Raw genomic sequence first — 13,099 nt, 5'->3', positions numbered from 1 at the left:
GTCAGAGGTCGTCGGCGTCGACGATCCGGTAGGCGTAGCCCTGCTCCGCCAGGAAGCGCTGGCGGTGCGCCGCGAAGTCCTGGTCGACGGTGTCCCGGGCGACCACCGAGTAGAAGTGCGCCGCGTGCCCGTCCGCCTTCGGGCGCAGCACCCGGCCCAGCCGCTGCGCCTCCTCCTGCCGGGAGCCGAAGGTGCCCGACACCTGGATCGCCACGGTGGCCTCCGGCAGGTCGATCGAGAAGTTCGCGACCTTCGAGACCACCAGCACGCTGATCTCCTTCGAACGGAACGCGTCGAACAGCTTCTCCCGCTGCGCGTTCGAGGTCTCGCCCTTGATCACCGGGGCGTCGAGCGCCTCGCCCAGCTCGTCCAGCTGGTCGATGTACTGGCCGATCACCAGCGTCTGGTCGCCCGCGTGCTTCTCGACCAGCCGCTCCACCACCCGGCGCTTGGTCGCCGTGGTCGAGCAGAACCGGTACTTCTCCTCCGGCTCGGCGGTCGCGTACGCCAGCCGCTCCGAGTCGGTCAGCGTCACCCGGACCTCGCAGCAGTCGGCGGGCGCGATGTAGCCCTGCGCCTCGATCTCCTTCCACGGGGCGTCGAACCGCTTCGGGCCGATCAGCGAGAACACGTCGCCCTCCCGGCCGTCCTCGCGCACCAGCGTCGCGGTCAGGCCGAGCCGGCGGCGGGCCTGCAGGTCCGCGGTGAACTTGAACACCGGCGCGGGCAGCAGGTGCACCTCGTCGTAGACCACCAGGCCCCAGTTGCGGGCGTCGAACAGCTCCAGGTGCGCGTACACGCCCTTCCGCTTGGTCGTCATCACCTGGTAGGTGGCGATGGTGACCGGCCGGATCTCCTTGCGGGTGCCGCTGTACTCGCCGATCTCGTCCTCGGTCAGCGAGGTCCGCTTCACCAGCTCGTGCTTCCACTGCCGGGCCGAGACCGTGTTCGTCACCAGGATCAGCGTCGTCGACTTGGCCTCCGCCATCGCCGCCGCGCCCACCAGCGTCTTGCCCGCGCCGCAGGGCAGCACGACCACGCCCGAGCCGCCGTGCCAGAACCCGTCCACCGCGTGCCGCTGGTACGGGCGCAGCTGCCAGCCGTCCTCGCGCAGGTCGATGGGGTGCGCCTCGCCGTCCACGTACCCCGCGTGGTCCTCGGCCGGCCAGCCCAGCTTCAGCAGCACCTGCTTGATCTGCCCGCGCTCCGAGGGGTGCACCACCACGGTGTCCGGGTCGACCCGGGCGCCCACCAGCGGGGCGATCTTCTTCGAGCGCAGCACCTCCTCCAGCACCGGCCGGTCCGTGGTGGACAGCACCAGGCCGTGCACCGGGTGCTTCTGCAGCTGCAGCCGCCCGTACCGCGCCATGGTGTCCGCGACGTCCACCAGCAGGGCGTGCGGCACCGGGTAGCGCGAGTAGTTCACCAGCGCGTCCACCACCTGCTCCGCGTCGTGCCCGGCCGCCCGCGCGTTCCACAGCCCCAGCGGCGTCACCCGGTAGGTGTGGATGTGCTCCGGCGCCCGCTCCAACTCGGCGAACGGCGCGATCACCCGCCGGCACTCCGCCGCCCGCGGGTGGTCGATCTCCAACAGCAGCGTCTTGTCGCTCTGCACGATCAAGCAGGACACGCATACCTCCACGGTTAGGATCGCCGAGTGACCGACGCCACATCTGCCGCTGTCCGGGCCATGCCCCGTGCCCGTCGCCCGAAGGGCGTTCCGGCCGGTACCACCGGATTGCGCGCAGCCATCTATGTTCGCCTATCGCGCGAGACAGAGGAAACGACGTCTCCCGAGCGGCAGCGCGCCGCCTGTGAAGCGCTCTGCCGGGCCCGGGGCTGGACCGTCGTCGCCGTCGAAGAGGACATCGACGTCTCGGGCTTCTCGCGCGGGCTCGAACGGCCCGGACTCCAGCGGGTTCTGTCGAGGCTAACCGAACTGGACGTCGTCGTATTCTTCAAGATCGACCGGCTGGCCCGCTCCACCGTGGACTTCGCCGAGATCATGCGGATCACCGAGACCGCCGATGTCGCGCTCGCGTCCGCGACCGAACCGCTGGACCTGACCACCGCCATGGGCCGCGCCATGGCGAAGGTGATCGCGGTCTTCGCCGAGCTGGAGTCCGACACCATCGGCATGCGGGTCTCCAGCGCCCACGAACACCTGCGGCGCGAGGGCCGCTACACCGGCGGACGCGTCCCCTACGGCTACCGGGTGGCCCCGAACCCGGACGGCGCGGGCAAGGTGCTGGAGGTCAACCCGGAGGAGGCCGGGACCGTTCGCGGCATCGTGGAGCGCGTCCTCGCCAAGGACTCCCTGATGACCGTCGCCGCCGACCTGAGCAAGGCCGGCGTCCCCTCGCCCGGCCACACGTCGCGGCAGACCACCGGCAAGCGCAGCGACTCGAAGAAGTGGTACACGACCACGCTGCGGAGCCTGCTCACCAACCCGCAACTGCTCGGCCAGGTCATCGAGGACGGCAAGCCCATCCTGCGCACGGACGGCCTGCCACTGGTCAACCGGACGCCGATCCTGGACATCGACACCTGGCAGGCCCTCCAGGACGAACTGGAACGCCGCAGCAACCCCGGCGACCGGCGGCGCGAAGGCACGTCGCTGCTCCGGGGCATCGTCCACTGCGCGCTGTGCGGCTTCCGGATGTACACCTACGTGGCCGGCGGACGGCTCCGCTACCGCTGCATCGGGCGGTTGAAGAAGCGGCAGAGCGGCGAGCAGATCGACTGCTACGGCGTGAGCATCGCCGGGGAGTCGATGGAGAACCACGTGGAGGCCCGCTTCCTGGAGTCCTTCGGCAGGCTGCCCGTGGTGCGCGTGGTCGAGCAGGCCGGGGAGGACTTCCGCCCGCAGATCAGGCAGGCCCAGGAAGCCCTGTCCGACCTGGAGAAGGACCGGTACGACCGGGGCCTGTTCAAGGGCGAGGACGGTGCGGACCGCTACGCCGCGCAGTACGCCAAGCTCGAAGACCGCGTCGCCTCGCTGAAGGAGAAGCAGCGCACCGCCAAGCCCGGCGGCGTGCTCGAGGTCCCCACCGGCCGGACCTTCGGCCAGCACTGGAAGGCGGCCGACACGGCAGGCAAGCGGGACCTGCTGCTGCACGCGGGCGCGTTCGTGGAGGTCTCGCCCGCGACGAAGAGCGGCCCCGCTTTCGACGCCTCACGGCTGGCGGTCCGGTTCGGCACGGACGGGCGGGTCAGGCGGGCCGACGCGGAGGGCAAGGACGTGGAGGTCGTGATCAGGCAGGCGGAGGCGGAAGAGCTGGCAGGTAGTACGGGCCCGTAGCCCGTGCGGTAGCCAGCCGAGCCCCGTCCGGCCACTCAGGTTCGGGCGGGGCTTCTTCGCGCCCGCAGGCGGCGACCGGTTCCTGGCCTTTGTTGTCCCATCCCGGTGGGGGCCTGAAGCGGCGTTGAGGGCGGAGCGGGCGCCCACTGGCGTCCGGGGTGGTGACGGGTGACGCAGGAGATGAAGAAATCAGGTTCTTCTATGGGCGCGTACGTATGGGAGAAACCGATTTTCGTGTCTCCAGCGTCACCCGTCACCACCCTCCTGTGCTGCCACCCAGGGGGTGACTCCCCTCTTGGTTGGGGTGGCGCGGCAGGGAGGGAAAACTCTCACGTGGCCCATCGGGCTGTTTCGGTGGGCATGTGACGCAGGGTCACTCTGGTCTGGCGTCTCAGAAACGATGGTTTATGGGACGGTCGGCGAACGGGTCTCGAAGGGGCCCCGAGGGTGTTCATAACTCGTCTCAAAATTAGCTGAAACCCCTTGGTGTTGTGAGACGAGTTATGAGACAGTCGGGGCATGGCGAAGAACACGGGACACCTGATCGGCTACGCGCGAGTCTCCACCGACGACCAGGAGACGCAGCTCCAGCGCGACGCGCTCACGGAGGCGGGTTGCGCGCGGATCTTCACGGACAAGGCGTCGGGCAAGAACACCGACCGTCCGGAGCTTGCCGCCGTCCTGGACTACGTGCGCCCCGGCGACACCCTGTGCGTGTGGAAGCTGGACCGCTTCGCCCGTTCGCTGATCGACCTGGTGACGATGGTGGACGCGCTGTCGGCCCGGGGCATCGGATTCAAGGTGCTGACGGGTGCGCTGGCGAGCATCGACCCGAACACCCCCGACGGCCGCCTGATGCTCCAAGTGGTCGGCGCGATGGCGGAGTTCGAGCGGAGCCTGATCAAGGACCGCACCCGGGCCGGTCTGGATGCCGCCAAGGCACAGGGCCGTACCGGTGGTCGGCCGAACGTGCTGGACGCCGACAAGCTCGCCGCCGCCCGTGCCCGGCAGGCGAACGGAGAGAGTGTCACGGCCATCGCCAAGGCACTCGGTGTGAGCCGCGCGACCCTGTATCGCCACCTCGGCCAGGAGTGACGTGCCATCGACCTGACCAGCGGTGTCGCCCTTGGAAGCTGCGATGACCCGTGGAAACTCGCCGTCGGCCGTCAAGGTTGACGGCCATCAGCCGCCCCAGTGCGGCCCAGAATGAGCGGCTTCACAGGCCGCTGACGGATTTGGGCGCGGACCTCGGATGACCTGCCCCGAGGTCCGCGCTCAGTTCCAGGCAGCCGCATCTGGTCCGCGTCTGGTCCGGATCACGGCACTCAGGCGGCCCCGGGCTCCTCCCGCTCGATCACGTAGACCTGCCCCGCTCGAACCGTCAGCACGGGCGTGTTGTCGGCATCCACGAAGTGAATGAAGTCGCCCTCAACCCGGTAGGTCCACGCATCGATGGTCCGATAGTCGGAGTACCCGGAGTTGATCGAATACTTGGCCACAGCTACTCAACCCTTCGGCGGGTAGGGGTCGTTGCCGGGCTTGATCGTGCGCTTGTCCACGATCGTGCCGTTCCGACCATGCCGGATGACCTCGCCGCCGCCGGAGTTCCGGACGACCTCGGCAGCACGGCGATCTGCCGCTGCCTGCGTGTCGGCAACCACGATCGCTCGCGTCGCCGTGTCATCCTTCGCCTGCCACTTGCCGTCCGTACGCTGTGTCACATGCACAGTCCTGGGCCTTCCGGCCATGGGACATTCCTTCCTGAGGCATGTACCACCTTCGGGGGATGCCCCCTTGGTAGACCAGCTACGACGGGGTAGGGTCCGACCGCGCGACCAACGCAACGGGCCCCAACATCCGGGTGGGCATGACTCTTTGTCGACCCCGACGTTGGGGCCTGCTCACTCTGAGCAGTCATCAGTGAAGCAGGACACACCGACACTCGCAAACACCATCGACGCCCAGATGTTGTACACAGTCAGCGCAAGCCATACCACATCTTGTGTCCACAGCCTCTGATCAGCGCAATCCACAGCACTCGCCGGTTCATCCACAGCATGGTCCACAGCCCCCTGTGGACAGAGCGTGTTGCGACATGGGTGGCGGAGCGGTTTGGTCGGCGTCCCATCTGCTCTGGGTCCGAGCATGATCGGGAGCCGTAAGCTCGCCCGTGATGTCGGACAATCTCCTCGCCTGCCCGACATCTGGCCGGAAGGCCCTCGGTGTATCGGGGCGGAGCCCAGGGCGGTAAGAAAGTTCGGCACGATGCCGCTCTGCGATCCCGGCCCCAGCTTGCCGCGCACGCCCTGAGTCCGACGCCGTTTTTGGTCGGCCGATCAGGGGTGGTCCTGGTGGTAGACGGCCCACAGTTGTCCGCTGCCGTCGGCGAACCCCCGGTGCCCGTAGCGGTCGGACCGGCCCAGAACGGAGAGCACTTCGAGTTGGTCCACCTCGCTGTCTTCGGAGTGCACGGGAAGCCTGATGCGAACCCCTTCGGGGACTCCTGTCAGCTGTACCTCCGCACCCGTCAGCACCGCCAACCGCGAGGCCGCTTCCCAGGCTCGGCGGTACGTCTCCGTCATTGCTCCTCCGCCGTGTGCTTCGGCGGGGCCAACTCCTCTAGCACGGTGATGCCTTCGCGCCCGTCTCGCAGGTGCCGGACGAACACTCCGCAGGCGTGCACCGAGATCACCCGCACCGTCTGGCCGGAGCGCCGGTCGTAGGCTTCCCGTCCCTCTTCGGGCTCCCAGTGCTCAGGAGTGCTCATTCGCCCACCTCTCGGCGGCTCCGAAGAACGGGAACACCAGTGGTTCGCCGTCGGTACCGGTCACGGGGCTGTCGGCATCGGCGCAGTCGACCAACCCCCAGAGGTCTACGACCAGCGCACCGGGCGCTCCTGGTACGGGCACCACTCTGTAACACTGCCGGGATGCTGTTGGCATGGGCCGCTCCTCCGTCCGCTCGGTCTGCTTCCGCGCCCACACTGGCGCGCGCTATCGGACGAAAACGGCACGTACGCAGGACAGTTGGGCCGTCGTGGCAGTAGGTTCGGAAAAGGCCCAAACGTCCCTGGGGGAAGTCTTGAACGCTGCCTTACGATCGGCTATGTCCGCTGCCGGACTTTCACCACGTCAGTTGGCGGGCCGGGTTGGGGTGTCGGGCAAGACCGTCGAACGGTGGCTGTCCGACGGCCAGCTGATCCCCCACGCCCGCAACCGCGAGGATGCCGCCGAGGCGCTGGGAGTTGACGCAACGATGCTGTGGCCGAAGGCCGTCCGGGAGGCGCTCAAGACCGGCCCGGATCGGGAGATCATTCGCAGCTACCCGTACCGGTCCTCCTGCCCGTCCACCGTGTGGGGCGACCTGATCAAGGACGCCAGGGCGGATCTCTACTTCGCCGGTTACACCAACTACTTCCTGTGGCTGGAACAGCCGAACCTCGTCGAGAACCTGCGCCGGAAGACCGAAGCGGGCTGCCGCGTGCGGTTCCTGCTCGGCGACCCCGACGGTGAGGTGACCCGGCAGCGGGAAGCGATCGAGGATGTGGCTCTGACGGTCTCCACGCGCATCAGGATCACCCTGGAGCACCTGGCCCGCCTCGGCCCCCTGGAGGGCCTGGAAGCCCGCTTCTCGGCCCCGCAGGACGCCATGAACCACGTCAGCCTGTCCGTGTTCCGCTTCGACCGTGACGCGCTGGTCACGCCCCACCTCGCCCGGCTGGTGGGCCACGACTCCCCGCTGATGCACCTGCGCGGACAGGAGAAGGACGGCATGTGGTCCCGCTTCACCGACCACGCCGAAGAACTCTGGGGACGCGGCACGCCCGTTTCGCCGGCCTGACGGGCGGCCGGGCCGGACAGCCGTACTGACAGCAGATCAGCCGCTAATATGCGCACCAGGCTTGATCGCTTGCACGATCAGCGGTCCGTCCACGCCTGTGCATCCCCTTCCGCGCGGGCCAAACCTCCAGTGTGCCGCATCGGCGCGGCGCGCGGCGGGGCGCGTCAGCCGAGGAAGAAGTTGTGGCCGACGTCCGGGGGGATGACCTCGACGTACGGGGTGGAGCCGGGGCCGGGGAGGTGGGTGCCGGGGACGGGGTCGGTGCCGGTGCGGTGGAGGAGGGTGACGCCGTCCTGGTCGAAGAGCTCCTGGTAGCCGTGGGCGAGCAGGAGGGCGCGGTACTCGGCCTGCTCGGGGTCGCGCTGGAACGGGAAGGCGCGCTGGGTGTAGCGGAGGATCACGTACTCCTGGCCGCGCGGGGTGCCGTCGGCCAGCATCACCTGGGTGCGGTTGGTCAGGCGGGGCGCGATCTGGTTGTCGGCCTCGACGGTCGCGCCGTCCGGGATCAGCTTCGCCGCCCGGGCCAGCGCCGCCGTCGGGGCCTTCGGCTCCCACTCGTACGGGACGGCCAGGTGGTAGAGGCCGAGCCCGGTGGCGGCGGCGAGCGAGAGGGCGGCCGCGGCGGTGCCCAGCCGGCGGGCCTGCCGGTGCCGGCCGCTCGCCCACAGGACGCCGAGGGCCTCGATCGCGGCGGTCACCAGGATCGGCCACAGGAAGGCGTCGTAGTGCCGGGCGATCGACCAGTGGTTCGGGTTGTCGGAGAGGACGCGCTCGGCCAGCAGCGGCAGCGCCACGAAGGCGGTGGCCGAGCGCAGCGGCAGCGCGGCCGTGGTGAGGACCAGCCAGCCCAGCAGCATCGGCTTGAGCGGGCTGGAGAACGCCGACTCCACCAGCAGCCACGGGTTGCCGAGCACGTGCCGCAGCGCCTCGCCGCCGTCCGCGCCGAGCTGCGAGTAGTTCCAGTAGTAGCCGGGCACGCCGCCCATCGCCGGGATCAGCCGGGCGATCTCCACCGCGCTCGCCAGCGGGCCGCCCAGCAGCAGGACCCAGCCGAGCACCTTGCCGCGCCGGTCGGCGCCGCCGCGCTCGCGCCACAGCAGCACCGCGCCGAACACGCCCACCGCCAGGCCGACGTCCTCCTTGGTCGCGCACAGCAGCAGCGCCGCGACCGCGGCCCCGCCCCAGCGCCGCGCCCCCGCCCGCTCGAACAGCAGCAGGAACAGCGGGACGGCGAACCCGACCTCGTGGAAGCCGCCCCGCGAGGAGATCAGCAGCGGCCAGCCCAGGCCGTACACCAGCGCGGCGACGTCCCGGACCCGGGTGCGGACCCGCTGGTCGGCGCCGGCGAACGCCCGGGTGGCGATCCGGCGCACCAGCGGGACGCCCGCCGCGTACAGCGCGGCCTGCCCGACCAGCAGCATCCGCGGGTCGTCCCAGAGCCAGTACAGCGGGGCGAGCAGCGCCAGCACCGGCGAGAAGTGGTCGCCGAGCAGCGAGAACCCGGGCGGGAACTCGTGGTGCACGCTCTTCAGCGTCGACACCGGCAGCCCGAAGTGCGCGTAGCCGCGCACGCCCTGGTCGAAGATGCCCAGGTCGAAGCCGCCGAGCTGGAGCGAGGTCCACTGCTGGAGGCCGAGCGCCAGGCAGACCGCGAAGGTCAGCAGCATCAGCAGGACGGTGCGCAGGCGGGTGGTGCGCGAGACCGACGCGGTGCGGGCCGCCGTCCCGGAGGCGGTGGCGGTCTGCGGAACGGAGGTAGTGGTCACGGCGTCGGTCCTGCTCGGGGGCCGGGGCCCTTGTCCGTACGGGTGCGCGATTCCCACCCATGGTCGTTCCGCAGTCTAACCGTCGGCCGGCGGCCGTCCCCGGTTCCCGGGCATCCGCACAAGCGGAATCCGGGCTCCCGCGCCAGTGACCGGGCGGCCCGCCGCTCGTTGGGCAGGCCATGACGACCAAGCGCAACCGATTCCTGGCCGGCCTCGCGCTCTCGGGCGCGGCCCTCGCCACCACGCTCGGCGCGGCCCCCGCCCACGCCGCCGACACCGAGGCCATGGCCCTCGACCAGGTCGCCGACATGGGCCAGCCCGGCGGCCTGTTCGGCACCGTCGCCTTCACCGCCACCGGCCTGCTCACCGGCGTCGAGCCCAAGATGCCGGACCCGAAGTCGCTGGTGGACGAGGCGAAGAAGCAGAAGGCCGAAGAGGACGCCAAGAAGCAGCAGGCCCCGAAGTAGCCCCCGCGCACCGCGCCGCGGGCGGCGACTCCCCGCGGCGCGGCCCCGGCCGGCGCTCCTCGACAGCCGCTACTCCTCGACCTCGGCGACGCCGGTGATCCGGTGCAGCGCGAAGGTGCGGACCTCCTCGGCGAGGTGGTCGTAGGCGGTGACGAAGCCCCCCTCGACCTTGACCGGGTCGATCACCCGCTGCGAGGACAGCCCCTCCGCGTTGATGTAGCCGATCCACATCCGCTCGCCGAGCAGCACGGCGGTCTGCAGCGCCGCCAGGGTGTCCGCGGCGGCGGTCCGCGGCACGGCCGCGCCCGCCGGACCGGCGATCGGCGCCCTCCGCACCGCCGTCGCGGCCCGGTCGCCCGCCCGGACGGCCCGGACCGCCGCGGCCAGCAGCACGTCGTCGGGCCGGGCGGGCCCGTCCGGGACGGGCACCGGGGCGCTCCGCGGCGGGGTGCGCCGACTGTCCGCCCGGGTGATCACCAGATCGCCCTCGGCGGACTCCGCGGCGGGCGCGTGACCCATCGTGCGCAGCACCGCGAGCAGCGTCTCCGGCCCGGCCTGCGCGGCCAGCACGGTCGGGGAGAGCAGCCGCAGCCGCAGCTCGGCGGCCCGCCGGTCGGCCAGCACCTCGCCGAGCAGCTGCGGGTCGTCGCAGCGCAGGTAGGAGGAGGCGGCGCCGACCCGCAGCACGCCGTGCCGGCGGGCCACGTCGTCGATCAGGTACGCGAGCGGCTGCGGGACGGGCGTGCGCGAGTGCTGGGCCAGGAAGGCCCGCAGGTCGGCGGCGGTCCGCCCGGCGTCCAGGGCGCGGCGGACCGAGGCCGGGGTGAACCGGTAGACCGTCGCCCCGCCCTTGGACTCGATGTCGGCGGCCAGCGCCAGGGCCTGGGCGAGCGGGGCGAGCAGCGGGCCGGGCGCGATCGCCGTCAGGTCGGGCTGCAGGATCACGTGGTCGAGCGGCTCCGGCAGCAGCGGCGCCAGCACGGCCGCCGGGTCCGCGCCGCCGAGCAGCGCCCGGGCCGGGGCGGCGAGCGCGCCGCGGCCGGTGACGCCCAGCAGCTCGGCCTCGTGCAGCGTCCAGCCGGTCAGCGTCTCGCGCAGCTCGTGGCCGTCCGGTCCGACGGGGCCGCCGCGCAGCGGGCGGTGCCAGCGCAGCGCCGGGAGCAGGGCGTCCGCGGCGGCGGCGGTGCCCGGCGGCAGCTCGGCGAGCCGGGCGAGGGCGGCGCGGCGGACGGACGGGGCGAGCGAGCGGTCCAGCTCGGGGCCGAGCGCGGCCCGGGGCCGGCCCTTGCCGTCGGGGGTGCCGGTCAGCCGGCCGACCCGGGTGGCGGCCAGCCAGGCCCGGGCGAGCACCGCCCAGCGCTCGGCGGTGTCCTGCTGCAGCCACTGGTCGTAGCCCGGGGTCGGCGCCCAGACCTCGTCGGCCTCCCCGTCCGGGGCCAGCAGCCCGGCGGTGTGGGCGAGTTCGAGCCAGAACGCGGCATCGCCCTCCGAGCACTCCAGCAGCAGCGCGGCCCGCTTCAGGTCGCGCACGCCCAGCCCGCCGGCCCGCAGCGTCGGCGGCGGGGTCAGCCCCCAGGACTCCAGCAGCTCCTCGACCGTCCGGACGGCCGTGGCGGCCTGCCCGGCCGCGGTGCCGTCGACGCCCGCCGGGTCGCGCGCCACCACCGGTGCGACGGCGGGCGGGGCCGGCTCGACGGCGCGGTGGGTGCGGCCGCCGCGCAGGTGCAGGGCCAGCTCGCGGGGCAGCACCACCGAGGTCGGACTGGACGGCAGCAGCAGGCCGCGGGCCAGCAGCCACTCCACCGGACTGTGCGCCACCTCCGCGGTGACCTGCCGGGCCGCGTCCGGGACGGTGCCGGTCGGCGGGCCCCACACCAGGCGCTCCAGCAGGCCGAGCGCGGCCGGCGGGGCCTGCTCCAGCAGCGCGCCCAGCCGCTTGCGGTCGCCCAGCAGCGCGGTCAGCGCGGCGATCCCGGTCACCGGGTCCGGCGTCGGCGGCAGCCCCGCTCCGGCCAGCAGCTGCTGCAGCCGGGCGGGCGACACACCGACGGTCGCCTCGGCCAGCGTCGGCCCCAGGCCGGTCCGGCCCGGGTTCACGGCGCTCGGCGCCAGCGCCTCCCGGACGGCCAGCACCAGCCGCAGGCCCGAGTCCGGGCCCCAGAGCAGCGCCTGCTCGCGCAGCCGCTCCAGCGCGGCCGGGAACGCGGCGGCGACGGCGGCCCGGTCGACGGCCTCCGCGCCCGGGTGCGGCTTCACCCGGGCCGGGCCGGTCAGCAGGTTGCGCACCACACTGTCGGACGCGCCCTCCGGGGCGGCGGCCAGCGCCTCGGCGACCTGCAGGGTGAACCGGTCCAGCCGCTCCAGCGCCCGCAGCACCGAGGCCCGGCCGGACAGCCGCGAGGACAGCTGCGCCAGGTCCGTCGGCACCGGGTTCAGCAGGTCCGGGCGGGCCCTGAGCAGCGCGGCGACGGCCTCGTCGCCCCGACCCCGGAGTTCCTCGGCCAGGGTGCGGGGGGCGTTGGCGCGGGTGGCGCGCGGCGCGCTCTGCGGTGCGGTCATCCGGTCCAGATTAGTCAACACCCCCGACCGCGGCCCAGAACGGCGGAAGAACTCCCCACGAACCGGGGGCCGAACCGAACCGGCGGGAGCCCGCGAGGCGGGCGGTGAGGAGCTGGGGGATGGATGGCGAGAAGCCGTGAGGCAGGCGGCGAGAGCCTGTGGGGCGGAGGTGGTGGCAGGCCGGGGGCGGGCGGTGACAGGCCGGGGGGTGGACGGGGCTCGCTTCGGGTGGGTGCGGGTGGGTACCGTCTCGGCAGGCGGCGGGGTACGTGGACGTGAGGGCGGGGGCGGGCGATGGCGGGCGGCTCGTGGTGGCGTGAGGACGGGGCGGGCAGCGGCGGGGGCGGGCCGGTCCCCGACGGCGGGGAGAGCGTCTACCTGCCCCCGCAGGCGGCGGACTCGCCCCCGGCCGCCGCCCCCGACGCCCCGCCGGTGCCGCCGAGGCCCTCGGCGCCCCCGGCGCCCCCGGTGCCCATGGCGAAGCCGCGCCCCGCGGAGCCGCCGCGACCGGACGGGCCCACGCCCGCCGAGGTGCACCGGGCCTTCGACTTCGCGGAGGACCACGGCCGCACCGACGTCACGGCGGTCTACCCGGGCTGGAGCGAGGTGTTCTTCGACCTGCCGGTCGAGGAGTCCGCGCCGAAGGCCGAGCCCGAGCCCGAGCCCGTCCCCGCGCCGGACCCGGCCCCCGCGCCGGAGGCCGCGCCCGCCCCGGACCGGCCGGGCCTCGGGCGTCGCGCCCTGAAAGCGCTGCTCGGCCGCCCGCAGCCCGCCCCGGCGCCCGAGGCGAAGGCGTCGGCCCCGGGGGCGGGGCGTCGGCCCGCGCCGCTGCTGCTGCTCGGCGCGGTGCTGCTGATCGGCGGGGCGGCGACCGGCATGCTGCTGGTGATGCTGCTCGGCTGGGGCCTGGCGTACCTCTCGCACGGCTGGTCCGACCTGATGAAGAAGTTCGCGGTGCTGGGCATCCCGCTGATCACGGTGACCGGTCTGACGGTGTGGAACTGGGGCCGCGAGCAAGGGCGTTGGGGTGCCGCCCTGGCCCCGGGCACCCACGCGGGGGCCGCGACCTGGGCGGCCGCCCCGGGCGTCCTCCGGGTGGCCGCCGCCCTCTCGGCCCTGTTCGTCCTCGCGGTGGCCCTGCGCCGCCGCAAGGGCGAGTGACGGGG

Annotated in this window: 12 protein-coding genes; 5 read left to right on the top strand and 7 right to left on the bottom strand. The window is 72.7% G+C overall.

Going from position 1 to position 13,099, the window contains the following annotated elements; genetic code table 11:
* Position 1 precedes the first annotated feature (1 nt).
* Positions 2-1,630, bottom strand: coding sequence for a DNA repair helicase XPB (locus ACIQBJ_RS25970; protein WP_400715145.1), 1,629 nt, complete (start codon positions 1,628-1,630; stop codon positions 2-4).
* A 108-nt stretch (positions 1,631-1,738) separates the two neighbouring features.
* Here ACIQBJ_RS25970 and ACIQBJ_RS25965 point away from each other — a divergent pair, with 108 nt between their 5' ends.
* On the top strand, positions 1,739-3,301 hold the full coding sequence (locus ACIQBJ_RS25965) for a recombinase family protein (protein WP_400715143.1): 1,563 nt from the start codon (positions 1,739-1,741) through the stop codon (positions 3,299-3,301).
* A gap of 519 nt (positions 3,302-3,820) precedes the next feature.
* Positions 3,821-4,396: a recombinase family protein gene (locus ACIQBJ_RS25960; protein ID WP_400715141.1), complete on the top strand. Its 576-nt coding sequence runs from the start codon at positions 3,821-3,823 to the stop codon at positions 4,394-4,396.
* Positions 4,397-4,626: 230 nt separating this feature from the next.
* On the opposite strand, the gene ACIQBJ_RS25955 is transcribed toward ACIQBJ_RS25960, so the two are convergent.
* The 4 genes from ACIQBJ_RS25955 to ACIQBJ_RS25940 form a co-directional block, all read right to left on the bottom strand.
* Positions 4,627-4,800, bottom strand: coding sequence for a hypothetical protein (locus ACIQBJ_RS25955; RefSeq protein WP_400715139.1), 174 nt, complete (start codon positions 4,798-4,800; stop codon positions 4,627-4,629).
* Between the two features lie 6 nt (positions 4,801-4,806).
* Positions 4,807-5,022 carry a DUF2188 domain-containing protein gene (locus ACIQBJ_RS25950; RefSeq protein ID WP_400715137.1) on the bottom strand — a complete coding sequence of 72 codons (216 nt, stop codon included), beginning with the start codon at positions 5,020-5,022 and terminating at the stop codon, positions 4,807-4,809.
* A 615-nt stretch (positions 5,023-5,637) separates the two neighbouring features.
* A complete protein-coding gene (locus tag ACIQBJ_RS25945) occupies positions 5,638-5,772 on the bottom strand; it encodes a hypothetical protein (RefSeq protein ID WP_400715135.1) in 135 nt (44 codons plus the stop codon).
* A 107-nt stretch (positions 5,773-5,879) separates the two neighbouring features.
* Positions 5,880-6,068 (bottom strand): hypothetical protein, encoded by a 189-nt coding sequence (locus tag ACIQBJ_RS25940; protein WP_400715133.1) that lies wholly within the window; start codon positions 6,066-6,068, stop codon positions 5,880-5,882.
* Between the two features lie 338 nt (positions 6,069-6,406).
* Here ACIQBJ_RS25940 and ACIQBJ_RS25935 point away from each other — a divergent pair, with 338 nt between their 5' ends.
* Positions 6,407-7,141 (top strand): helix-turn-helix domain-containing protein, encoded by a 735-nt coding sequence (locus ACIQBJ_RS25935; RefSeq protein WP_400715131.1) that lies wholly within the window; start codon positions 6,407-6,409, stop codon positions 7,139-7,141.
* 164 nt (positions 7,142-7,305) lie between these two features.
* Here ACIQBJ_RS25935 and ACIQBJ_RS25930 read toward each other — a convergent pair whose 3' ends face one another.
* The gene (locus ACIQBJ_RS25930) at positions 7,306-8,907 is read right to left on the bottom strand and encodes a DUF2079 domain-containing protein (protein WP_400715129.1); all 1,602 of its coding nucleotides are present in this window, start codon (positions 8,905-8,907) and stop codon (positions 7,306-7,308) included.
* A 179-nt stretch (positions 8,908-9,086) separates the two neighbouring features.
* Here ACIQBJ_RS25930 and ACIQBJ_RS25925 point away from each other — a divergent pair, with 179 nt between their 5' ends.
* The gene (locus ACIQBJ_RS25925) at positions 9,087-9,374 is read left to right on the top strand and encodes a hypothetical protein (RefSeq protein WP_400715127.1); all 288 of its coding nucleotides are present in this window, start codon (positions 9,087-9,089) and stop codon (positions 9,372-9,374) included.
* A gap of 69 nt (positions 9,375-9,443) precedes the next feature.
* On the opposite strand, the gene ACIQBJ_RS25920 is transcribed toward ACIQBJ_RS25925, so the two are convergent.
* Positions 9,444-11,933, bottom strand: a complete 2,490-nt coding sequence (locus tag ACIQBJ_RS25920; protein WP_400715125.1) for a helicase-associated domain-containing protein — start codon at positions 11,931-11,933, stop codon at positions 9,444-9,446.
* Between the two features lie 294 nt (positions 11,934-12,227).
* Here ACIQBJ_RS25920 and ACIQBJ_RS25915 point away from each other — a divergent pair, with 294 nt between their 5' ends.
* Positions 12,228-13,094, top strand: coding sequence for a hypothetical protein (locus ACIQBJ_RS25915; RefSeq protein WP_400715123.1), 867 nt, complete (start codon positions 12,228-12,230; stop codon positions 13,092-13,094).
* Positions 13,095-13,099: the final 5 nt, after the last annotated feature.

The sequence above is a fragment of the Kitasatospora sp. NPDC088391 genome (assembly GCF_044753345.1).
GTDB lineage: Bacteria > Actinomycetota > Actinomycetes > Streptomycetales > Streptomycetaceae > Kitasatospora.
Note: the sequence above shows the minus strand (reverse complement) of the source record. Positions and strands in the feature narration are given on the sequence as shown.